Source organism: Streptococcus sp. 27098_8_69 (assembly GCF_041432445.1).
GTDB lineage: Bacteria > Bacillota > Bacilli > Lactobacillales > Streptococcaceae > Streptococcus.
In genome coordinates this window covers 1-22,579 of sequence record NZ_JAPVZO010000007.1, presented here as the reverse complement: position 1 = coordinate 22,579, position 22,579 = coordinate 1, and the positions used below count along the sequence as shown (strand labels likewise).

The 22,579-nt window shown below is 39.6% G+C and carries 19 protein-coding genes; 1 reads left to right on the top strand and 18 read right to left on the bottom strand.

Annotated features, from left to right (window positions below):
* Nucleotides 1-22: 22 nt before the first annotated feature.
* The 18 genes from nadE to O3658_RS03570 all read right to left on the bottom strand — a co-directional run bounded on the left by nadE (nt 23) and on the right by O3658_RS03570 (nt 21,005).
* Entirely contained in the window at nt 23-847 is an 825-nt protein-coding gene (gene nadE / locus O3658_RS03655) for an ammonia-dependent NAD(+) synthetase (RefSeq protein ID WP_371559381.1), read from the bottom strand.
* Nucleotides 844-2,304 carry a nicotinate phosphoribosyltransferase gene (locus O3658_RS03650; protein ID WP_371559380.1) on the bottom strand — a complete coding sequence of 487 codons (1,461 nt, stop codon included), beginning with the start codon at nt 2,302-2,304 and terminating at the stop codon, nt 844-846. The genes nadE and O3658_RS03650 overlap by 4 nt, the downstream gene beginning before the upstream one ends.
* A 107-nt stretch (nt 2,305-2,411) precedes the next feature.
* A complete protein-coding gene (locus O3658_RS03645; RefSeq protein ID WP_371559378.1) occupies nt 2,412-2,900 on the bottom strand; it encodes a DUF6773 family protein in 489 nt (162 codons plus the stop codon).
* A complete protein-coding gene (locus tag O3658_RS03640) occupies nt 2,890-3,099 on the bottom strand; it encodes a helix-turn-helix transcriptional regulator (RefSeq protein ID WP_001107501.1) in 210 nt (69 codons plus the stop codon). Before O3658_RS03640 ends, O3658_RS03645 begins: the two co-directional genes overlap by 11 nt.
* A gap of 148 nt (nt 3,100-3,247) precedes the next feature.
* Nucleotides 3,248-3,844 (bottom strand): HAD family hydrolase, encoded by a 597-nt coding sequence (locus O3658_RS03635; protein WP_371559377.1) that lies wholly within the window; start codon nt 3,842-3,844, stop codon nt 3,248-3,250.
* A 51-nt stretch (nt 3,845-3,895) separates the two neighbouring features.
* A complete protein-coding gene (locus O3658_RS03630) occupies nt 3,896-4,306 on the bottom strand; it encodes a GNAT family N-acetyltransferase (protein ID WP_371559376.1) in 411 nt (136 codons plus the stop codon).
* Between the two features lie 100 nt (nt 4,307-4,406).
* Nucleotides 4,407-5,780: an amino acid permease gene (locus O3658_RS03625; RefSeq protein WP_371559374.1), complete on the bottom strand. Its 1,374-nt coding sequence runs from the start codon at nt 5,778-5,780 to the stop codon at nt 4,407-4,409.
* An 82-nt stretch (nt 5,781-5,862) separates the two neighbouring features.
* On the bottom strand, nt 5,863-6,345 hold the full coding sequence (greA, locus tag O3658_RS03620; RefSeq protein ID WP_000818756.1) for a transcription elongation factor GreA: 483 nt from the start codon (nt 6,343-6,345) through the stop codon (nt 5,863-5,865).
* 353 nt (nt 6,346-6,698) lie between these two features.
* Nucleotides 6,699-8,546 carry an endolytic transglycosylase MltG gene (gene mltG, locus O3658_RS03615; RefSeq protein WP_371559373.1) on the bottom strand — a complete coding sequence of 616 codons (1,848 nt, stop codon included), beginning with the start codon at nt 8,544-8,546 and terminating at the stop codon, nt 6,699-6,701.
* An 81-nt stretch (nt 8,547-8,627) separates the two neighbouring features.
* Complete coding sequence (locus O3658_RS03610) at nt 8,628-9,122, bottom strand: GNAT family N-acetyltransferase (RefSeq protein WP_371559372.1); 495 nt, start codon at nt 9,120-9,122, stop codon at nt 8,628-8,630.
* Nucleotides 9,119-9,634, bottom strand: coding sequence for a GNAT family N-acetyltransferase (locus O3658_RS03605; protein WP_371559370.1), 516 nt, complete (start codon nt 9,632-9,634; stop codon nt 9,119-9,121). The genes O3658_RS03610 and O3658_RS03605 overlap by 4 nt, the downstream gene beginning before the upstream one ends.
* Before the next feature lie 8 nt (nt 9,635-9,642).
* Nucleotides 9,643-10,977, bottom strand: a complete 1,335-nt coding sequence (gene murC / locus O3658_RS03600; RefSeq protein WP_371559369.1) for a UDP-N-acetylmuramate--L-alanine ligase — start codon at nt 10,975-10,977, stop codon at nt 9,643-9,645.
* A gap of 11 nt (nt 10,978-10,988) precedes the next feature.
* Nucleotides 10,989-11,585 carry a cystathionine gamma-synthase gene (locus tag O3658_RS03595; protein WP_371559368.1) on the bottom strand — a complete coding sequence of 199 codons (597 nt, stop codon included), beginning with the start codon at nt 11,583-11,585 and terminating at the stop codon, nt 10,989-10,991.
* A gap of 58 nt (nt 11,586-11,643) precedes the next feature.
* Entirely contained in the window at nt 11,644-14,730 is a 3,087-nt protein-coding gene (locus tag O3658_RS03590) for a DEAD/DEAH box helicase (RefSeq protein WP_371559365.1), read from the bottom strand.
* Between the two features lie 92 nt (nt 14,731-14,822).
* Nucleotides 14,823-15,989, bottom strand: coding sequence for a MalY/PatB family protein (locus tag O3658_RS03585; protein WP_371559363.1), 1,167 nt, complete (start codon nt 15,987-15,989; stop codon nt 14,823-14,825).
* Nucleotides 15,990-15,993: 4 nt separating this feature from the next.
* Entirely contained in the window at nt 15,994-17,088 is a 1,095-nt protein-coding gene (locus tag O3658_RS03580; RefSeq protein WP_371559362.1) for a cystathionine gamma-synthase, read from the bottom strand.
* A 145-nt stretch (nt 17,089-17,233) separates the two neighbouring features.
* Entirely contained in the window at nt 17,234-19,192 is a 1,959-nt protein-coding gene (locus O3658_RS03575; protein ID WP_371559361.1) for a peptide ABC transporter substrate-binding protein, read from the bottom strand.
* A 190-nt stretch (nt 19,193-19,382) separates the two neighbouring features.
* A complete protein-coding gene (locus O3658_RS03570) occupies nt 19,383-21,005 on the bottom strand; it encodes an oligosaccharide flippase family protein (protein WP_371559360.1) in 1,623 nt (540 codons plus the stop codon).
* 103 nt (nt 21,006-21,108) lie between these two features.
* On the opposite strand from O3658_RS03570, the gene O3658_RS03565 reads away from it, so the two are divergent.
* The gene (locus tag O3658_RS03565) at nt 21,109-22,554 is read left to right on the top strand and encodes a UDP-N-acetylmuramoyl-L-alanyl-D-glutamate--L-lysine ligase (protein ID WP_371559358.1); all 1,446 of its coding nucleotides are present in this window, start codon (nt 21,109-21,111) and stop codon (nt 22,552-22,554) included.
* Nucleotides 22,555-22,579 lie beyond the last annotated feature (25 nt).

The following is a 22,579-nucleotide window of genomic DNA, read 5'->3' as shown; positions in this document are numbered from 1 at the left end:
TAAAAAAGTCCCCCGGACTTTTTTACTCCCAAAACTTATCAAACACTGTGATTGGTAGGTGGCGTTTATGTTGGCCTTTGTACCACCATTTTTCAATAGTTGCTTGGGCTTCTGGGCTTACTTGTTTACCTTCGAGATAATCATCAATTTCATTGTAAGTGACTCCCAAGGCTACTTCGTCTGCAATACCTGGTTTTTCTTCTTCCAAATCTGCTGTTGGAATTTTTTCATAGAGGGCTGGATCAGCTTCAAGTTCCTTCAAGAGTTGTTTTCCTTGGCGTTTATTGAGGCGATAAAGCGGGAGAATATCTGCACCACCGTCACCAAACTTAGTAAAGAAACCTGTGATATTTTCCGCAGCATGGTCAGTCCCGATAACAGCTCCGCTATGGGCACCCGCAAGGGCATATTGGGCAATCATACGACTACGAGCCTTGATATTTCCCTTGTTAAAATCGGAAACAGGACTGCCTGTTGCTTCCACTGCTGCTGTCATTGCATCAGCAGACTCCTTGATATTCACTACTAGGCTAACATCAGGCTGGATAAAAGCTAGGGCTTTTTGAGCATCTGCTTCATCAGCTTGCACTCCATAAGGCAAACGAACTGCGATAAATTTATAACTATCATCACCTGTTTCTGCTCGCATTTCTTCCATGGCTAATTGAGCCAAGCGTCCTGCCAAAGTCGAGTCTTGACCTCCAGAAATGCCCAATACAAAAGTTTTTAAGAAGGAATGCTTCTTTAAATATCGTTTTAAAAAGTCAATCGAACGACGGATTTCTTCTTGGGCATCAATCACTGGTTTAACTCCCAGTTCTTGGATAATGGTCTCTTGCAAACTCATTCTTCTTCTCCTTCACCTAGAGCTTCCTTACGCATCTTATCAATCAAGTCCATCTTATCTTGCCATACATCACGAGCCAAATCGACAGGGTAATGTTGTGGGTTCAGAACACGCTTGTATTCGTCCCAGAGCTTGTCAAATTCCTTACGAGCATAGGCTTGAATTTCAGGTAAACTTGGTAAATCATAGACTAGCTTACCTTCCTTGAAAATGTCTACCAAGAGAGGAACAGCATCAAAATTACGGACAGTTTTCTTGATGTAAGTATAGGTTGGATGGAACATCTTAATTTCAGTCATACTAGCAACATCTACACCATCATAGGTAATGTAGTCACCTTCTGACTTGCCTTTTTCACGACTGGTGATGCGCCAAACTTGTTTCTTACCTGGTGTTGAAACCTTCTCTGCATTGTTTGAAAGTTTGATAGTATTGCGCATCTGACCATTCTCGTCTTCGATGGCAACAACCTTGTAAACTGCTCCAAGTGCTGGTTGGTCATAGGCTGTGATGAGCTTAGTTCCTACACCCCAGACATCAATCTTAGCTTTTTGCATCTTGAGGTTAAGGATGGTATTTTCATCAAGGTCATTTGATGCATAAATCTTAGCATCAGTAAATCCTGCCTCGTCCAGTTGTTGACGAACTTTTTTAGAAATATAGGCGATATCTCCAGAGTCAATACGGACACCAAGGAAATTAATCTTGTCACCAAGTTCACGCGCAACCTGAATCGCTGCTGGAACACCGATACGAAGAGTATCATAGGTATCCACTAGGAATACACAGTTTTTGTGAGTTGAGGCATAAGCCTTGAAAGCCTGATAATCATTGCCATAGACTTGTACCAAGGCGTGAGCATGAGTCCCTAGAACAGGAATCCCAAAGAGCTTCCCAGCTCGAACGTTACTGGTACCATTTGCACCACCAATGACAGCGGCACGAGTTCCCCAGATAGCTGCATCCATCTCTTGCGCACGACGTGTACCAAACTCCATCAAAGGTTCATCTTCAATGACTGAACGAATACGAGCAGCCTTGGTCGCAATCAAGGTTTGAAAGTTGACGATATTTAAAAGTGCTGTTTCAACCAACTGACACTGCGCCAAAGGTCCCTCCACTTGAACGATCGGTTCATTGGCAAAGACCAGATCACCTTCCTTGGCAGAACGTACAGTCAATTCCAACTTGAGATTACGGAGATATTCCAAGAAGGCACCATGATAACCAAGTGATTCCAAATAAGCTATATCGCTATCTGAGAAACGCAAGTTTTCAAGGTAGTTCACAATTCGTTCCAAACCTGCAAAAACAGCATAACCATTTTTAAACGGTTGTTGGCGGAAATAAACTTCAAAAACTGCTTTCTTGTTATGAATTCCTTGGTCGAAGTAAACCTGCATCATGTTAATCTGATACAAATCTGTGTGCAATGTTAAACTGTCATCTGGGTACATATACTGTCCTTCTTCCTTATTTGTAAAAAGATGAAAATGTTTCTTCTTTTCTCATAAATTAGTACTATTATAACACATTTTACCAAGATGGAGAAAAAGCTAACAAGCTATTCCATACTCTCAAGCTCATCCATATCTTTCTCATATTTTTTCTGGGCCCATTCACCAAAGTTTCTTAAAGTAAGGTTTCCAATAAAAACCCACGGAAGATAAAGAAGATAAGTAAGGATCCAAGCAGACAGATATTTAAAATTCAATGGATTATGCTGATAAATTTCTATATTGAACTGGTAGTTCTGGAGCATCAAGATGGCTGTAATTGCAAGAGTCACTAATAAGCATCCCAAAATCGTAAAATGAAAACGACTATAATAGGTCACACCCAAATCTCGAGCACGGCCGAAAAAGTAAAAAGTTCCAATAATGATAATGATAAGAATCATTCTCGGATTAAAAAGACTTGGTGCTAATACTGCAATGATATAAGATAGGAGCGACAAAGCGATACAGATATAGAAACTTTCAGCCCCCGCTTTATTCATCAGTTGTTCTTCTCTTTCGTCTAGTAATTGATAATAAAATAATCTATTTTTCATCTTCTTCCTCCCAAAATAATTGATCTAAAGTTTTACCTAAGCATCTGCAAATGGACTGGCAAAGGGAGAGACTAGGATTATATTTCCCAGCTTCTATCAAGCCGATAGTCTGCCTAGTGACACCCACAGCTTCTGCCAGGTCACCCTGTGTCATATCAAGCTCAACTCGAGCGAGTTTTAATTTTAAATTCTTAGCCACTTCTTACCTCCTCCTTAATTTTAAAAGTTGCGCTTCTTTCTAAGTTCATTATATCATATATTTTACATTATGCAATATATATCTGTCATTTTGTGCGATTTTTCTAACAAAAAACTCTCTACCAGCTAAATGATAGAGAGTTTTCTGCTTATTCAAATTTTTTCAAAATATCTACAACGTCACTTCTCTGTTTGACTTGATAGGCTCTGATTCCTAAACTTTCAGCCATCTTAGTGTTGTCTGCTATATCATCAAGAAAGACACAATTTGCTGGGTCCAACTGATATTTATGGAGGATTTCTTCAAACATTTTTCGATCAGGTTTGATGACCTTGATATCACAGGAAAGGACGAAACCATCTAAGATTCCATTTAAAGGAGATAGTTGGTCTTTCAATAATTCATAAAAAACTGGTGATGTATTTGACAAAACAAAAATACGATGACCTTTTTCCTTTAAACGTGCAAGCAGCGGAAAGACTTCCATGTAAATATCGATATAGGCTGGCCAATTCCAAATGACTTCTTCAACCTTTTTCTGATAGCAATCCCCTATCATAGAAAGAACCTTATCAACCAATTCTTCTCGAGTCAAGGTCCCCAGGTCCAATCTTTCCCAGAGCCCCGACTGAAAAATAGCCTTGTCTAAAATTAGATAATCTTTCTGAGTTTTAGCTACAGCTTTCAAAATCTTATCCTGATTCCATTCTAATAAAACATTTCCCATATCTAGTATGATATCCATTAACCCGCCTCCATTATGATGTGCCACTCTCTTTAATCGTTCATTTTCCGTTTACAACTCTTTTTGATAATAGTGCCTTTGTCCAGTATAGGGATAGTCTTTCATAGTAAAAACTTCCTTGTAGCCATACTTCTGATAAAAGGTTGGCGCTTGAAACTGATAAGTATTGACAAAAGCGTATCGACAGTTTTTCTTCTTAGCTTCACTTTCTGCTTGTTGCAATAGTTGGGAGCCGATTCCTTGTCCTCTGAATTCCTCTTTCACAAACAAATACTCGATTTCTAACCAATTTCCAAAAGTCTCTGCTACTAAACCAGCCAGGAGTTGACCATGTTCATCTTCGACATAAAGGTTTAGTGGCTCACTTTCAGCAGTTTCTCTTTTAGAACGATTATAGGAGCGAATCAAATTCCCTATCTCCTGTGCTTTCTGAGACTCTGTATTCTCCAATCTAATGTGCATCAAAACCTCCTCAAAGACACTTACGCCTTGATTATATTCCTATTTTGAAGAACTGTCAAACTTAAAAAAACTCACCAACCTCGGTTGATGAGCAACTTCTTTATTTTTTAAATCTCCACTGACTATAGATTCCAAAGACGACAATCCAGATAGCTGAGCCAACTGCTCCCATAAAGGTTGATTCTTGTAAGAAGAGTGTTCCAAATACAAAGATAAAGAAGAGCATGGTCAGAGGATTTAGCAAGCGGTATTGAGGCATGAGATAGCCATTTGCCATAAAGTCTTTAGACTTGCGATACTTGAGATGGGCTACCATGATCAAGATGTAGATCGCGATATAAACACCTGATGAAGAAGCTGTAATCAAAGCAAAGGCATCTGATACGCCAGGAAGTACATTGATGAAGGCTGCAAAACCAATCAAGACGGCAGAAGCAATGATTGCATTCTGAGGAACGTTGTGACGTGAGAGTGTGTCTGCCTTAATAGCTTTCAAGAAACGATTTGGTGAATCATGGGCAATTTGGTATAAGTGACGACCTGTTGAGTAAAGGGTTGAATTCAAGGCTGACGCTGCTGAAGTCAAAACTACAAAGTTAATCAAGGCTGCCGCCCACTTAAGACCAACAAGTTCAAACACTGTCACAAATGGTGAATCTGCTGCAGAAAGTTCACGCCAAGGAATAATAGACATGATGGCTAAGAGAGCTCCACCGTAGAAAAAGATAATTCGCAAAGGAATTTCCTTAACAGCCTTAGGCAATACTTTTCGAGGATCCTTGGTTTCAGATGTGGTAACACCGATAAATTCAATCATCAAGTATGCAAAGAAAACCATCTGGAAGGCCATGACAAAGTTCATAGCTCCATTTGGGAAAAGGGAGAAATGATCACTGATATTGGCAAGGCTTGCTGAACCATAAGGTGTTTCAAAGCCAGTCAAAACTAGAAAAACACCTGTTGCAATCATGGCAAGAATGGCCACAATTTTAATCATAGCAAACCAAAATTCTACTTCACCAAAGATTTTAACGGCAATCAAGTTCACCAAGCCGAGTATTGTCAGAAATACAACCTGAATCAACCAAGATGGCCAGGATGGAAACCAAAACTGAACATAGTGAGCAATAGCTGTAATCTCAGCCATACCGATAAAGACTACTGAGAGCCAGTAAGACCAGACTGAGAAGTAACCCCAACCCTGACCTAGATAACGGGTAATAAAGTTGATAAAGGTATGTTGCTCCGGATCTTGGTACAACATTTCCCCGATAGCACGCATCATAAGATACATAAAACCACCCGTAATCATATAGACCAAGACGATTGACGGACCTGTCAAACTAATAGAACGTCCAGCTCCTAGAAACAGTCCTGTTCCAATTGTTCCTGCAATCGCCATAACCTGAACATGGCGATTGGTTAACCCACGTTCCATTTTATTTTTCTTTTTGTGCTTATTTTCTGAATTCATATAGTCTCCTCTAGTTTTTAGAATTAAGAAAAGGAGTGATAGGAAGCGCTTTCCCTATATCTACTCCTTCTTTTCATTCCTATTAAACTGTTTTTTCTACTTTTAAGATTTTAACATCATAGCTTCCTACAGGTGTTTCAATCGTAGCAGTATCACCTGTTTTCTTACCAATCAAGGCTTGCCCAATTGGGCTTTCATTTGATACTTTACCTGCAAAGGCATCTGCACCCGCTGATCCCACGATGATATATACTTCTTCGTCGTCTTCACCAATTTCTTGGATAGTTACTGTTTTCCCGATAGCAACTTCATCTTGAGCAACCGCATCGCTATTGACAATCTCAGCATAACGGATTTTTGTTTCCAAGCTAGAGATTTGTCCTTCAACGAAGGCTTGCTCGTCCTTAGCTGCTTCATACTCACTATTTTCTGACAAGTCACCGTATGAACGCGCAATCTTGATGCGTTCTACAACTTCTGGACGACGAACTAGTTTCAACTCTTCTAATTCTTTTTCGAGTTTTTCCTTTTCTTCAAGGGTCATTGGATATGTTTTTTCTGCCATTTTTCTCAACTTTCTTTTGATTAAATTTAAATTTCTTTAGGTAGTAAAGCAAAATTATGTGGTAAACCACATAATTTTACAATGAAGACAAAGTCTTTTTAAAGCTTTCCTTGAATGATTTTAGTCAGTATCGACCTTTTAAAATCTGTGCCTAAACCTAATGATTCTATCACTTCTAGACTCAGGTTCAAATAAGAGGTAAGTTTTTACTTTCGTAATTTCCGAACGCCTAAAACTTGTGAATTTCAGGCGTTTCTAATCATAGCGGAAAGACTGGTGTGACTTGCTATTCCCGTAAAAAGAGAGTTTCTCTTCTACACTCACGGATTTAATAGCAAATCTTGTTCTAAGAGTTAGTTTGAACTGCTTGATTGTGTCAGTTTACTGTTGACATGCTCTGCAACGTTTCTATCATGTTCTTCTCGTGTCGTTGCAAAGTAAACCTTACCATCTTGTACGTTGGCTACAAAGTAGAGATAGTCGCTCTTAGTTTGATTGATACTTGCTTCAATTGCATCCAGACTTGGACTGTCTACTGGGCCAGGCATTAAGCCAAGGTTCGTATAATCATTATACGGTGAATTGATTGTTGTATCAATTGCTGCATCATCTGCCAAGCTAATATTTTGTCCTAGCTTACCTTCTGCATAGAGAATAGCAATGTTACTTTGAAGTGGCATACCAAGGTTCAAACGATTATAGAAGACTCCAGCGATCAGTTTGCGATCGTCAGTTTTCAATCCTTCTTTTTCCACAAGTGATGCGATGGTGAGGAGTTCATTCACTGTCAAGTTCTTTTCTTTGATTGCAGTGTAATGTGCTGACAAGTTTTTGTCCATAGTTGCCACCATTTCATCAATCAAGCTTTCAATAGTTGTGCTTTCTTTGATAGCATAAGTTGCTGGGAATAGGTACCCTTCTAAACGATAACGAACACCACTTTCTTTAGTTGGTAGACTTCCGAGAAGGGTTGGGTACTTAGCAACTAATTGAGAGATGAAGGTTTCATCTTGCACTTTTGCCAAGAAGGCATCCGCAGTCAAAGGTTCTTTAAAGTCTCCTTGAAGCTGACCAACTGTTTGTGCGATTTGATCAAGGGTATATCCTTCAGGGATTGTAAGATTTGCAAGTGCAACTTCTTGAGGTTGAGGCGTTCCACCCTTTTGCAATTCTTTGATGATATCATCTGTACTCATGCTCTTTTGCAAATTATAGTAACCAGATTTCAAATCATTGTAGTCTTTATACTTAGCATAAAGGCTAAAGATAAAACCGTGTTTTACCAATTCAGATTTTTCTAAGGTATCACCAATTTGCTGAAGATTGGCCCCTTCTGGAATCTGAACCGTAACATACTGTTTTGAATTAGCATCAACCGGTTGGAGTGCAGATTCGACATAACGGTAACCAAAGAATCCACCCACACCTAGTAAAATCAATAAAACAAATACTGTTACGAAAAATCCTTTCAAGCGTGATTTTTTCTTTTTCTTGATTGGTTTCACTGATTCTTTACGACTTCTTCTAGGAAGTTCAGTTCTAGTTTCAACTGGAGCAACTGGTTCTTGACTTGGAGTTTCTTTTGCAAGAACTGTTGGTTTCGGTTGAGGTTTAATATTCTTTCGAGCAGGACTTGGTTTGGTCTGATTCGTACGATAAGAAACTGGAATCCTTGTCGAATTAGCATTGAACTCTTTCTCTTCTTGAACCGGCTGAGCAGGTACATGAGATTCAACTCGATCTACAGTAGGTACTACTGGTTCTGTAGCTACTGCGGATTCTGTAGGTGTAACTTCTGCTGGAACTACAGCTGGTTCTGCAGGTGTAACTTCTGCTGGAACTACAGCTGGTTCTGCAGGTGTAACTTTTTCTGGAGCCACAGCTGGTTCTGCAGGTGTAACTTTTTCTGGAACTACAGCTGGTTCAACAGGTTCTTCTGATGATAAAGATGGACGTGGTGGAACTGTTGGAGCATTAGCAAATAGTTCATCCACTAGTGAAACTGAATCTTCCATCAAATCTTCTACAGACGGCTCTTTCACTAATTCATCTGTCTTTGAAAGATTACTGAAATCAGAGAAAAGCTCATCCTTACCACTCTCGGTAGCGTTAACCTCTTCTTCTCTTTTCAATCTTTCTAAATCTCGTAAAATTTGTTCTTTAAAACTTAACTTTTCTTCTTCTCGAGAATTTTCGCTCAAAGGTATTACCTCCTTGTTGATAATCCATAATATTATATCTCAAAAACTAAAGAAAAGCAACCATAGATGCCTTTCTGATGCCTAATTCGTGTTTTCCCAGACCATATCATACCATTCTTCACCAGCAAAAGTCGACTTGGATTTTCCTTCATTCACAAAACCATGTTTCTCATAATAGCCAATGAGATAGTCATGGCAAGTCAGATTGATTCCCTCACGCTCATGCTCAAGAGCGAGATCTTTTAAAGCGGTCAATAATTTTCGTCCGACACCTAACGCTTGAGCTTTCTTAGCAATGGATAGACAAGTCACAGAGATATAGCCACCTTTTTGACGGCTGTAATCTTTAATGTCTTCTGTAAAGGACTGGTCTTGTAAATGTCGATGAGGAACTACTGGTCCCTCAATATAGCCTAGTATTTCCCCCTCTTTTTCAGCCACTAAAAAACTGGTCTTGATTTCCTTCAGATGAGCTTCAAAAACAGGACGAGGAATGGCTTCTTCAATTGAAAAATTTTCTAGTTCAATTTCAAAGATACGATCTAAATCTGTCAATCTAGCTTGTCTAATAATCATAGTTCCTCCTGATAATAGGGATTCTGCCATCGCATGAGAAAGGCAACTTCACTGCTCCTTTCTCCATCTACGATCCCTTGTTCCACAAATCCATTCATTTCAAAGTAGGCCAGCAACTCATCCTCACAAAGCAAATAAATACCTGGTCTATTTTGCTGACGGGTAACTTCCTTCAAAGCTGCTAGCAACAAGGTTCCAAAGCCTTGCCCTTGGTAATCTGGATGAACAGCTAAATCTTCAAGGATGATTGCGTTCTCACTAATGAATTCCTCATCTCCGATCTCAAGCATCCATTGTCTTAAAGAGGGAATAGGAGGTGTCGTCGCAGTGATATAGGCAATCCCTTGATCATCCAGGCTAGCTAAGAGAAACGTACCCGCATGGTTGCGGATACGTTCTTCTATTATTTCTCTATTCAATATTTCTAGGGAGTTTGAAATACTTTCTTGTATCAAGCAAATCTGATTTATATCTGATTGCTGTGCTTCCCTGATTTTAATTGGAAATTCCATGATCTTCCTTACTGAACATTGCTTGTCAAATTAGACAAGAGACGTTCGAATGAATATTCATAAGTTTGGATATCGCCAGCTCCCATGAAAACATAGACAGCATTGTCATGATCAAGGAGTGGAGAAACATTTTCAACAGTGATAACTTGATGTTTCTTGTTGATTTTATTGGCAAGGTCTTCTACCTTGACATCACCATGGTCCACCTCACGAGCTGAACCGTAGATTTGTGCGAGGTAAACTGCATCAGCCTGATTCAAGGATTGGGCAAAATCATCCAACAAGGCGATTGTACGAGTAAAAGTATGCGGTTGGAAGATAGCCACGATTTCCTTGCTTGGGTATTTTTGACGTGCAGCATCAAGAGTCGCTACGATTTCAGTTGGATGGTGAGCAAAATCATCGATGATAACAGTGTCATTGACAATCTTTTCTGTAAAGCGACGTTTCACTCCACCAAAAGTCTTCAAGTGTTCACGCACTAAATTCAAATCAAAGCCAGCAGTATAAAGCAAACCAATTACTGCTGTGGCATTCATGATATTGTGGCGACCGAAAGTTGGAATATGGAATTGGCCCAACTCTTGACCACGGAAGTGAACGGTAAAGGTTGAACCTGTTGTAGAACGAAGCAAGTCACTTGCTACAAAGTCATTACCTTCTGTTTCAAAACCGTAATAATAGATTGGGGCATTTGCTGTAATCTTACGCAACTCAGCATCTTCACCGTAAACGAACAAGCCTTTAGTAATTTGTTTGGCATAATCATTGAAGGCGTTGAAGACATCTTCCAAGCTTGTGAAATAGTCAGGGTGGTCAAAATCGATGTTAGTGATGATAGAGTACTCTGGGTGATATGGCATGAAATGGCGTTCATACTCGTCTGATTCAAAGACAAAATACTTGGCATTTTCAGAACCACGACCTGTACCATCTCCGATCAAGTAGCTTGTATCAGTGATGTGTGACAAGACGTGAGAAAGCATCCCAGTTGTTGAAGTCTTACCGTGTGCACCAGCAACTCCCATACTGATAAAGTCACGCATAAAGCTACCAAGAAACTCATGATAACGTTTATAGCTGATACCATTTTTGTCAGCATAAGCAATTTCAACGTTGTTATCTGGGCGGAAGGCATTACCAGCGATAATTTCTAAATCTCCTTGAAGATTTTTTTCATCAAACGGTAAAATTGTAATCCCTGCTTGCTCTAGTCCACGTTGTGTAAAGTAGTACTTTTCAACGTCAGAACCTTGAACTTTATGCCCCATTTGATGCAACATCAAAGCCAAGGCACTCATACCTGACCCTTTGATTCCAATAAAATGATAGGTTTTTGCCATTTTCTTCCCCTCTATTCGCTCATTCTAGTCAAGTTAAGCTCTTGGGCCACTTGACGTTCTTGTTCTTTTTGTTTACTTTTTTTGTTATAAATTTGGCTTTTCTTTAAAAAGTCATAATTGTTTTTCTTGGAATGACTTGTTTCACCATCTGAAATTGGATGTTCCACTTGAAAAACGGTTTCTGCCAAAATATAGTGAGATTGACCTAACTTCTGACTATATTTCGCAAATTCTCCTGGATTTTCCTTTTGAAAAGGTGCTGTCGGTTGATTTGCTGGACGCACCTGGCTTGTTTTCGTTTGACGTCTCGTATGACTTACATCCTGAGTCAAATATCGAGCCGAGCGCTTCTTTTTCAAATCCGCACGAGCTTCTTCACGCGCTAATTCAGCATAGGATTTTTCTTTTTTCTCAATCGGTTTTACAAGAGGCTTGGCTTTCTCTTGCTTTTTTTCTTCAGTGATTGGAGACCATTCTAAGTAGTTTTTATCTTGATAATCACCTTTGATATTACTGATGAAATCAGACTCATCGTAGAGATTCATAACTGGCATTTCTGTCAACATGACTTCATCATCTGCCACTATTGGAAATCGTTTTTGTGTCATATTTATTTCCTTTCAATACTCCATTATAGCGTAATGTCTTGATTTTTCAAGTATAGGCTCATGAAATCCCTAAAATTTCTCGTATTTCAGCTAGACTCAGACTTCCTCGAGACTCTGTTCCATCCAAGATTTCAGAAACAAGATTTTTCTTTTTCTCTTGTAATTCTTGAATCTTTTCTTCAATTGTACCTCGAGTCACAAGGCGATAAACTTCAACAGCCTGCTCTTGTCCCATACGATGGGCTCGACCGATAGCCTGAGATTCAACTGCAGGATTCCACCATAAGTCTACTAGAATGACCGTATCCGCACCAGTGAGATTGAGTCCTACCCCACCAGCTTTTAGAGAAATCAAGAATACATCGCGCTCTCCTTGGTTAAAAGCCTTGGTCATTTCCTGACGTTCTTGAGAAGGAGTTGAGCCCGTAATTTTAAAGGAAGTCAAGCCTAAGTCAGGCAGCTCTTGCTCAATCCGATCCAGCATACCTCTAAATTGTGAGAAGATAAGTACACGGTGTCCACCTTCAGCAATCTGAACCAGCAAATCTCGTAAACTATCCAGTTTCCCGCTCTCTCCTTGGTAGTCCTCCATAAAGAGCGCAGGCGTATCACAAATCTGACGCAGACGCATGAGTCCAGTCAAAATTTCGACGCGATTTCGTTGAAATTCCGAATCGCTTACCTGTCCCAAACGTTCCTGCATCTGTTGCAGTTGAGCAAGATAAATAGCTTTTTGTTGATCCTCCAGTTCATTCTTATAGACAACTTCAATCAAGTCAGGCAACTCTGTCAAAACCTCTTCTTTCTTACGTCTCATGACAAAGGGTTTGATAAATTGAGCCACTCTCTCAGTTGATAGTTTCATAAACTCCTTCTTAGCAGGTAAGAGACCTGGTAAGACAATCTGAAAAATCGACCATAGTTCTCCCAGATGGTTTTCAATCGGTGTTCCTGATAGTGCAAAGACAGATGGAACCACAAATCGTCGCAAACTTTGAGCAATCTTCGTTTGTGCATTTTTCATGACTTGAGCTTCATCTAGAAAAAGAAAATCAAAAGATAGGTCTCGATAAATTTCACTATCTTGACGGAAAGTAGCATAGCTTGTCACATAAATCTGATGATTTTCTGCCAAAATTGACTCTCGATGAGATTTTAAGCCATGCACGACCACGACATCCAAATCTGGAGCAAACTTTTGAAATTCATCAGCCCAGTTATAGATTAAGCCAGACGGAGCAAGAATTAGGACACTAGTATCTGCTTGAACCTGACTACTTAAAAAGGCGATAGTTTGCAAGGTCTTCCCAAGTCCCATATCATCTGCTAAAATCCCACCAAAGCCATAATGGTAAAGCATTTGAAGCCACTGAATTCCCTTTTTCTGATAGTCTCTAAGTTCTGCTTGGATATTCAGCTCTTTCATCGGAAAATCTTCTGGATGCGTCAAATCATGGGCCAGATTGCGAAATTCTTCGGTGAAAGAAATTTGATCCTGATTCTTAAATAGATGAGATAGGGTATAAGCTAGGGATTTACGAGCTCGAAAAGCTCCATCTTGTAGGTCCTCTATCCCTAATTCTTCTAAATCCTGACGGATACGCTTGGTCTGATCATCGAAATAGTAAACCTGATTCGAAGAGCTGATATAATAATCCTGCTTCTCAACTAGAGCTTTCATCGCTCGATCGATTTCTTCTTGATCTATATTTTGAAAATCAAATTGAATTTCTAATAGGCTTCCCTTGGATGAGATGTGAACTTGAGGCTTCTGAACCTGATAAAGGTCTTGCAAGCTCTCAGAAATCCTTAATTCTCCAAGCGCTTCAAAGGATGGCAAAACTTCCTGAAAGAAGGCATGAACTGCATCAGCTTTCAAACTTTGACGCCATGAACGAAAATCTGCTTCAAATCCAGCAGATAGAGCCAACTGAAAGATTTGCTTCTCCAGTTGAATATCACTAGCAAAAGGAAGACTCTCTAGTTCATTGCGATTCGTTACTAAGCAAGTTTCATACTGAAACTGCATATCCAAACGGATAGAACCGTCCTCTTCTCCTTCCATGTAGAACGAAGGACGGAAAGTCTGAATTTGAAGCGTATCAGGAGCTTTTACCTCTCCTATGTCTTTAAACTGCGACAAGGTCGAAGCTAGAAGATCTCGATCACTGGTATCAAATTGTAAAATCTTTCTACCGCTTTTATCGATAGATACTTTTTTTAATTTTTCTATAAGTCTAGCTTGTTCTTTAGACAGAAGATAAAATGTACCTTTAGTAAACAAGACTTGTCCCTTATAAAACGAATTAAGCCCTACCTGTTGAAAAATTTCCATCTCATAATAGTTGGACTTTTCTTCAATTTGAAAGGTAAACAAACCTGCTTGGCCATCAAAATCTTGAAATACAAGATAAGGATAGCTTGAAATCTGATGGTCAAATTGGAATTCATCTAAGCCCATCAGCAGACTAACACCCTGCTCAAAAAAAGACAGCGGGAAATAGAGATGACGACCTTGATTTTGGAAAAAGAGGGCATTTTCAACCTCATCTTCTACAATTCCCTGAAGGAAATTCAGAACAAATTGGCTACTTTCATCAAACTGACGAATATTCAAGGAAGTTTCATATAACTTTCCAATCATGTAGGGTTTACTAGTTTCTAAAACCTTCAGAAAAAGAGGAATATCTCGGATTACATAAAATTTCTGCGTCTGGATAAGACCGACTCTCAAAGTCCAAATAATGCGATTAGTCCCTGCTTCAAGCTGTCCCTGAGCAGACAACTGATAGATTTCAGAAAGACTAGGAATTTGAATGGATTCTAAAAACTTTCCTCCAAAAGTAACCTGAGTTTCAACTTCTTCTTTCTGTTCGTGCACATTTTCCAGATTTCCCAAGAGTTCCTGACCAATGTGATCATTTTTCAGGTAATGCTCTAGTGCTGCCAAATGCACACAGAACCCTCTTTTTTGGAAAAAATCACAAGCACAAAAAACCAAATCATCATCCAGGCTATAGCGAATTTCTTCATCTGCTACACGCGCATAGAGACGATGGTCTTTCTCTTTGATAATTTCAATCTGACTAGTTTCGTAGAGTTGAGCTCCCTCCATTCGAAGTTTCCCAGGAATCAATTTAGCCATATTTTCCCCTTTACTTTATCTCTTAATTATACCACATTTCTTCCTATGAAAATAGCCTTCTAGGAGTACTTTTCTCCTAAAAGGCTAGCTTCTTAAAATTTAGCGAAAGTAGCAATGATTCGTTGGCAAACTTCTTCCAAGACAGATGTCGGCATAGCTACATTTAAGCGAGCGTGGAGGGCTCCTTCTTCACCAAAGTCCAAGCCTCTGTTCAGGATAACCTTGGCTTCGTCTCTTAAAAGGCTTCTTAATTCTTCATCACTAATATCGTAGGCTGAAAAATCAAGCCAAATGAGATAGGTCCCTTGAGGTTTCATGACCTTAATTTTAGTTTCTTTCCCAAACAAATCAACTACATAATTGATGTGTTTCTCAATCAGTTCTTTGAGTTCTGTTAACCAATCTTCACCAGAGCGATAGGCTGCTTCTGTTGCCAAATATCCCAACCCTGAGATTTCATGTTGATTATTAGCCAGCTGGCGCTTTTGGAAAGCAACTCTTAACTTAGGATTCTCGATGATAGCATAGGAATTCTTTGTTCCAGCAATGTTGAAGGTCTTGGTAGCGCTGCTTAAAATCAGTGAAAATTCTTTAAAATCTTCATTTACCGTATTGAATGACTGGTGCTTGTTCCCAAACAAGGCCAAATCTTGGTGAATCTCATCAGACACCAACAAAACTCCATGTTTTTGACAAAGTTGTCCAATCTTCTCTAAGACTTCCTTCTCCCAAACACGTCCACCAGGATTATGAGGGTTGCAGAGAACGTAAAGTTTCACATCCTCTTCAACAAAGTCTTTCTCTAATTGATCAAAGTCAATCTCAAAAAGTCCGTCTTTTTCTACTAGAGAGTTGGTGATTAGTCTACGATTATTGAGCTTAATACTGCGAGCAAAAGGAGGATATACTGGTGTGTTAATGAGCACTGCTTGGCCTTCCTTGGTAAAGGCTTGAATGGCTGTTGAAATAGCTGGTACTACCCCTTCGATAAAGACTAGAGCATCCTTATCAAAGCGATAGCCATGGTGTTTTTCTTCCCAGTCTTGAACGGCTTCAATCAAACCATCACTAGCATAGGTATAGCCATAGACTAATTGCTCTGCATAGTCATGGACTGTCTGACGAATCTCAGGTAACACCTCAAAGTCCATATCAGCAATCCAGGCAGGCAATACTTGACGGTCAGTCTCTGCTTCTTTCCACTTATAGGTATGATGTCCAAAACGATTGGGCAAGGTCGTAAAATCATATTTTCCCATAGTTTTATCCTTCCAAGGCCTGTCTTAAATCTTCAATCAAGTCCCTTGCATCCTCAATACCAATAGACAAGCGCAAGAGATCGTCTGTTAGACCATAAGAATGACGAACCTCTGCAGGAATGTCAGCATGGGTTTGAGTGGTTGGGTAAGTAATCAGGCTTTCTACACCACCCAGACTTTCAGCAAAAGAGAATACTTGCAAAGTATTTAAGATATGAGGAATACGCTTCTCATCAGCTACTTTAAAGGAAATCATCCCCCCACGTCCTGTATACAGGACTTCTTTAACTGCAGGTGATTGTTCCAAAAAGGCTACGATTTCTTGAGCATTAGCTGTTGAGCGCTCCATACGAAGTGACAAGGTTTTAAGACCACGAATCAATTGATAACTATCAAATGGTGACAAAACAGCCCCTGTCGTGTTGAGATTGTAAAAGAGTTTTTCGTATAAATCAGCACTATCTGTCACAACTACACCAGCTAGAACATCATTATGTCCTGCAAGGTATTTTGTCGCTGAATGAAGGACGATATCTGCCCCGTCTTCAATTGGACGTTGGTAAATCGGGCTATAGAAGGTATTATCCACGACAACTGTCGCTCCTTTAGCATGAGCTAATGTTGACAATTTTTCAATATCAAATTCCAACATCAAAGGGTTGGTTGGTGTTTCGATATAAAGTACATCCACATCCTTTTCTAGCTCGGCAATTAGCTCTTCTTCTGTGTTCGCATAGGTAAAGTTGAAACGACCTTCCTGTTCCACTTGATTGAACCAACGGAAAGAACCACCGTAAAGGTCACGGACAGCCAAAACCTTGCTTCCTACTGGGAAGACACTAAAGGCCAACACAATCGCAGACATACCTGAACTAGTTGCTAGAGCATAGTGGGCAGATTCAATAGCTGCTAAAACTTCCTCTGCCTTGCTACGAGTTGGGTTTTTGGTGCGGGTATAGTCAAATCCAGTTGATTGACCAAATTCTGGATGCTGATAGGTCGTTGAAAAGTGAATTGGTGTTACCAAAGCACCTGTCGCTTTATCTGACTTAATACCTGCTTGGGCTAAAATTGTGTTGATATGAAATGATTTGCTCATACTTTACCTCCAAATCTATAGTAACTATTGTACCACTTATTTTGGATCCTTCGTTTTCTTGTTTTCAAGAGCTAGTTATAGTTTCAAACTATACAAAAACGATAGCTTCCTGAGAAACTATCGTTTTTCCTGTTGAATAGACTGATTACTTAACGTGTTTAGCAAAATCTTCTTGGGCTTTTTTATTAGATTCTTCTTTTTCTTTTAGCCATTTTTCTTTAGCTTTTTCATACTCATCAGCCGTTACAGTCTTATCTTGCAACTTGAGATATTTGTATGATTCGACACCCTTATTTCCTGCTTGTGAGAATGGCGATGAGAATGGAACTGTCTTTCTCAAGGTCGGTGTTCCACCAAGAGAAACGTTTGGAATTGCAAGGGCGCTATCAACGAGCCAAGCTTGAACTTCAGCATATTTTTCATAACGTTTTGCTGGTTCTTGCTCCTTGTTAGCATCTTCTAACATTTGAGTGTAAGTATCGAGTCCAACTGCCTTAGCCTTGTCATTTACCTCACCTGGTTCTAGACCAATGTTTTGCAACATACCCCCATTATTAACATTTAGGATATCAAGATAACTTGAAGGATCCAAGTAGTCCGCACTCCAACCACCATTATAGATATCAAAGTCTTTTTGAGCTGCGGTTTGAGCGAGGTAGCTAGAATTATCATAGTCGTCTGTTGATAATTGTTGAATATCGATAACCACATTCTCAGCCCCTAGAACAGATTCGATGGATTGTTTCAAAGAGCTTGCTTCAAGTACACCTTTTTTAGCTGATTGGTCAACTGATACATCCAAGTGGATTGGGAATTGCACACCCTTAGCTTCCAATTCTTTCTTAGCTTCTGCAAACTTAGCCTTAGCCTTGTCAGGATTGTAGTATGGGTCTTGTGCATCTGCAAAGTTGATTCCTTGCCATTCTTGGCCATAGTTGACCATCTTTTCTGAAACAACATCGCCAAAGTCTTTTCCGTTGATACTTACAAATGTTGGAGGTACAACCAGGTTACGAATAATCTTCGTTGCTCCGTCTTCCCCTTGAGATTGAGCTCCATAGGCTGTACGGTTGTATGCATAGTTGAAGGCTTGACGGAAGTTTTTATTCAGAACTGCTTCTTGAGTTGATTTCTTTTCGATATCTGAGGATTTAGACGTGAAGTTATAAGATTTTCTGTCCAAGTTGAAGTTCAAGTAATAAGAAGTTGCGGTTTGCATACTATAAATGATGTTATCTTTGTTCTTCTCTTTAATTCCTTCAAAGCTTGAGCTATTTGGATAGAGACGTGCGTAGCTGTAGACTCCTTCTACAAAGTTACGAGCTAGTGCATCTTGGTCACTACCATCATAATAGGCCAATTTCACATCATCCACAAAGACATTTTTTTCATCCCAGTAGTTGGGATTTTTCTTGAATTCGATGACAGATTTTGAAACAAAGGATTTCATCAAGAAAGGTCCATTGTACAAAATACTAGAAGGGTCTACCTTACCAAAATCATCCCCTTTTGATTTCAGGAAGTCTGCATTGACAGGGAAGAGAATGGTTGATGTTGTTTTAGAATTCCAATAAGATTCTGGTCGTGTCAAAGTGTACTGAACTGTTTGGTCGTCAATCGCCTTAACACCGACAGTTGAAAAGTCAGTTGTTTTCCCGTTGATATAGTCATCCAAACCTGCTACAGAATCTTGAACCAGGTACAAAGCCTCGGATTTTTTATCAGCAGCATATTTCAAACCAGTTACAAAATCTTGGGCAGTTACTGGAGCATATTCTTCACCTTCAGAGGTATACCACTTAGCATCTTTACGAAGTTTATAAGTGTATGTCAAACCGTCCTGAGAAACACTCCAATCCTCTGCTAAGGATGGAACGTAGTTACCGTATTGGTCATTTTCCATCAACCCATCTACCAAATTGGTAACGATGTCATTGGTTGTTGCACGGTTTTCTGCAAGATAGTTCAAACTAGACGGATCGCTAGAATAGACATAGTTGTATGTTTTAGTTGAACTAGCTGAGTTGCTACAAGCCGCCAATAGTAGACCGGCACTTAGGGCAAGGCCTGCCAGCGTCAGATATTTTGCCTTAGACTTTTTCATTTCCAGAACCTCCAAATTTAAATATTTGTATCATTATACAGCTATTGTTTTTTTTAGTCAAGCGATTATAGACATAAATTAATCTTTTTTCTACAATTTTTATCTTTTTCTCTCTTTTTTAAATAAAAAATGAACAATTTAAACTTTTTTAGAGTTGAAAGTTCAAATTGTTCATTTTATTTATAAACTATTATGATATTTTCAAGCGTTCTCGCAACTGGTCCGCTTTTGCCTGTCCAATAACCTTATCCAAGAGACGAGTATAGAGACACATGACTCCGTAGAGACCACCACCGATTGTTCCGATTAGAAGCACGTAAATGAAACTCCAGAAACGACCTGATGGTTGGAAGACAAATCCAATAATCCATTGTAAGAAGCCTACCAGAATAAACATGACTAGAGTCAAAATAGTAACTAAGATTGTTCTCTTCAGAATAATCTTTCGACGTGCACCTGTCACCTCACAGATATCTCGGTACATCAAGACATTTGGAATGATGAGACCAATTGTCGTTGAAATGAGGGGACCATAACTATGGAAAATCGCAATTGATGGTAATTGAAGAACAATCTTAGCAATTGAGCCATAAACAAAATACAAGACTGCTTTACGATTACGAAACATAGCTTGAAGCATCGGTGACAAGACCATGTACAAACCAAGAATTGTTGACTGCAAGACTGCAAAGACAAACAAACCCATAGCCAAGCTATCTGGTTTACCGTAAAAGACTGTATAGAGTGGTTCTCCTACCATGACTACTCCAACCGTTGCAGGTAGTAGAAATAAGAAGAGCATGGTAATACTATCTTGCACTAAACGAGAAGCTGCTGGCAAATCCCCCTTGACATAGTTCTCTGTCAAGAGAGGTAGCCCAACGCTACCAATCGAAACTCCTACCGAAATCAATATCATGGTGATTTTATTAGGATTGGCAGAGAAATAAGAAAACATGACTACCAGGTCTTCATTACTATAGTTGGTAAACCACTTCATGCTATTGATAAAGGTATTTTGGTCCAAGATTTGGAAAAGCTGAATAGCCGAACCAGTCAAGATAAAAGGAATAGCTTCCTTAATCGTATCAACCAAAAGACTCTTACTATCAATCTTATCTCGTGTTTCAAAAACTTTTTGGAGCAATCCTTCCTTATAAAAGAAATAAAGCAAGACTGCAAAACTAGCTACCATTCCAACAAAAGCAGCAAAAGTAGATTGAGTAACTGCTGATAGATAATCTTTTGAACCGAGCTTCATGATGATAAAGGTTGCTAAGAGCATCCAAATAACACGGATAACCTGCTCAGCAATTTGACTCATAGCATAAGGTTTAAGATTATTCATCCCTTGGAAAAATCCACGGATAACACTCATAGACGGGAAAATCAAGACTGCCCAAGCTAGACTCTGCATAATGGGGGTGAGTTCCTTACCGACACCCGAAAGATCCGCTAACCACGGAGCAAAGAGATACAAGATTAAAGCAAAGACCACACCAAGTCCTGTCATAAAGCCTAGGAAACTCCGAATCAGGGCAAAACTATGCTCTTCCTCATGCATGGTATTGTATTTAGCGACCTGCTTTGCGACCGCCACCGGGATACCTGCTGTTGAAATCAACAAGAACCAGGCGTAGATATTGTAGCCCATGGTGAAAAGTCCATTTGCCTTAGCGGCATAAGTTCCCATCCAAATATACCAAGGGATGATGTAAATGGCCCCGAGCAGGCGACTGATAAAGTTACTAGCCGTTAGCCAGGCAGTCCCGCGTAACATCTGGGCCTGCTGATGATTATTTTCGTTAGACATAACTTCCTCATTTAATTTTAATAACGGAAATGTTCCTTATCTTCCATTATAAACTTTTCCTTGTTACTTGTAAAATTCAGACTTTCGGTTTACAATAGAAAGTATGATAAAGATTGAAAACGTATTAGATATTTTAAAGAAAGATGATCTCTTCCGTGAGATCATCGACCAAGGACATTACCACTACAACTACAGTGATGTTATTTTTGACAGCATCAGTTACGATAGCCGCACAACCAAAGAAAATACTCTATTTTTTGCAAAAGGAGCTGCCTTTAAAAAAGAATATCTATTTTCAGCTATCGCACAAGGGCTTGGTTGGTACGTGGCTGAGCAGGACTATGAAGTAGGTATTCCCGTTATCGTTGTTAGCAATATTAAGAAGGCTATGAGTTTGCTTGCCATGGAATTTTATGGTAATCCGCAGGAAAAATTAAAATTACTTGCTTTCACTGGTACTAAAGGAAAAACTACAGCAGCTTACTTCGCCTACAACATCTTAAATCAACAACATCGTCCAGCTATGTTATCAACCATGAATACGACCTTGGACGGCAAGACTTTCTTTAAATCTGCCCTGACTACTCCTGAGAGTATTGATCTCTTTGAGATGATGGCGCAGGCAGTTGATAATGGAAGAACCCATCTTATCATGGAAGTATCTAGTCAAGCCTACTTGGTTAAGCGAGTCTACGGTCTCACTTTCGATGTAGGAGTTTTCCTCAATATCAGTCCTGACCATATTGGTCCTATTGAGCATCCAACCTTTGAAGATTATTTTTATCACAAGCGTCTCTTGATGAAAAATAGCCGAGCAGTTGTCATCAATAGCGATATGGACCACTTCTCTGTCTTAAAAGAGCAAGTTGAGAACCAAGAGCATGACTTCTATGGTAGCCAGTCAAGTAACCAAATCGAGAACTCCAAAGCCTTTAGCTTCTCAGCTACTGGTAAATTAGCTGGAGACTATGATATTCAGTTGATTGGGCACTTCAACCAAGAAAATGCAGTCGCTGCTGGACTTGCTTGCCTTCGTTTAGGTGCTAGTCTTGAAGCCATCAAAAAAGGGATTGCGACTACTCGCGTACCTGGTCGTATGGAAGTTCTCACTCAGAAAAATGGTGCAAAAGTTTTCATCGACTACGCCCACAATGGTGACAGTCTTAAAAAACTTATCTCTGTTGTTGAAACTCATCAAACTGGAAAAATTGCTTTAGTACTTGGTTCAACTGGAAACAAAGGAGAAAGCCGTCGTAAGGACTTTGGACTTCTCCTCGATCAACATCCTGAAATTCAAGTCTTTCTAACAGCTGATGATCCAAACTATGAAGATCCAATGGCTATTGCGGATGAAATCAGTAGTTACATCAGCCATCCTGTTGAAAAGATTGCCGACCGTGAGCAAGCTATCAAGGCTGCTATGTCTGTTACAAGTCAAGAACTGGACGCTGTGATTATCGCTGGTAAAGGAGCTGATTGCTACCAAATCGTCCAAGGCAAGAAGGAAGACTACCCTGGAGATGCAGCTATCGCAGAACGTTATCTATAATAAATTAAAAGAAGGCTAGGAGAAT

What these genes read in the sequence shown, in the direction of transcription:
- O3658_RS03585 (WP_371559363.1), bottom strand. Translation starts at nt 15,989, where the DNA reads ATGGGAAAATATGATTTTACGACCTTGCCCAATCGTTTTGGACATCAT.
- O3658_RS03610 (WP_371559372.1), bottom strand. Translation starts at nt 9,122, where the DNA reads ATGATTATTAGACAAGCTAGATTGACAGATTTAGATCGTATCTTTGAA.
- greA (WP_000818756.1), bottom strand. Translation starts at nt 6,345, where the DNA reads ATGGCAGAAAAAACATATCCAATGACCCTTGAAGAAAAGGAAAAACTC.
- O3658_RS03635 (WP_371559377.1), bottom strand. Translation starts at nt 3,844, where the DNA reads ATGGATATCATACTAGATATGGGAAATGTTTTATTAGAATGGAATCAG.
- O3658_RS03605 (WP_371559370.1), bottom strand. Translation starts at nt 9,634, where the DNA reads ATGGAATTTCCAATTAAAATCAGGGAAGCACAGCAATCAGATATAAAT.
- murC (WP_371559369.1), bottom strand. Translation starts at nt 10,977, where the DNA reads ATGGCAAAAACCTATCATTTTATTGGAATCAAAGGGTCAGGTATGAGT.
- O3658_RS03625 (WP_371559374.1), bottom strand. Translation starts at nt 5,780, where the DNA reads ATGAATTCAGAAAATAAGCACAAAAAGAAAAATAAAATGGAACGTGGG.
- O3658_RS03570 (WP_371559360.1), bottom strand. Translation starts at nt 21,005, where the DNA reads ATGTCTAACGAAAATAATCATCAGCAGGCCCAGATGTTACGCGGGACT.
- O3658_RS03630 (WP_371559376.1), bottom strand. Translation starts at nt 4,306, where the DNA reads ATGCACATTAGATTGGAGAATACAGAGTCTCAGAAAGCACAGGAGATA.
- O3658_RS03590 (WP_371559365.1), bottom strand. Translation starts at nt 14,730, where the DNA reads ATGGCTAAATTGATTCCTGGGAAACTTCGAATGGAGGGAGCTCAACTC.
- O3658_RS03565 (WP_371559358.1), top strand. Translation starts at nt 21,109, where the DNA reads ATGATAAAGATTGAAAACGTATTAGATATTTTAAAGAAAGATGATCTC.
- O3658_RS03595 (WP_371559368.1), bottom strand. Translation starts at nt 11,585, where the DNA reads ATGACACAAAAACGATTTCCAATAGTGGCAGATGATGAAGTCATGTTG.
- nadE (WP_371559381.1), bottom strand. Translation starts at nt 847, where the DNA reads ATGAGTTTGCAAGAGACCATTATCCAAGAACTGGGAGTTAAACCAGTG.
- O3658_RS03645 (WP_371559378.1), bottom strand. Translation starts at nt 2,900, where the DNA reads ATGAAAAATAGATTATTTTATTATCAATTACTAGACGAAAGAGAAGAA.
- O3658_RS03580 (WP_371559362.1), bottom strand. Translation starts at nt 17,088, where the DNA reads ATGAGCAAATCATTTCATATCAACACAATTTTAGCCCAAGCAGGTATT.
- O3658_RS03575 (WP_371559361.1), bottom strand. Translation starts at nt 19,192, where the DNA reads ATGAAAAAGTCTAAGGCAAAATATCTGACGCTGGCAGGCCTTGCCCTA.
- O3658_RS03650 (WP_371559380.1), bottom strand. Translation starts at nt 2,304, where the DNA reads ATGTACCCAGATGACAGTTTAACATTGCACACAGATTTGTATCAGATT.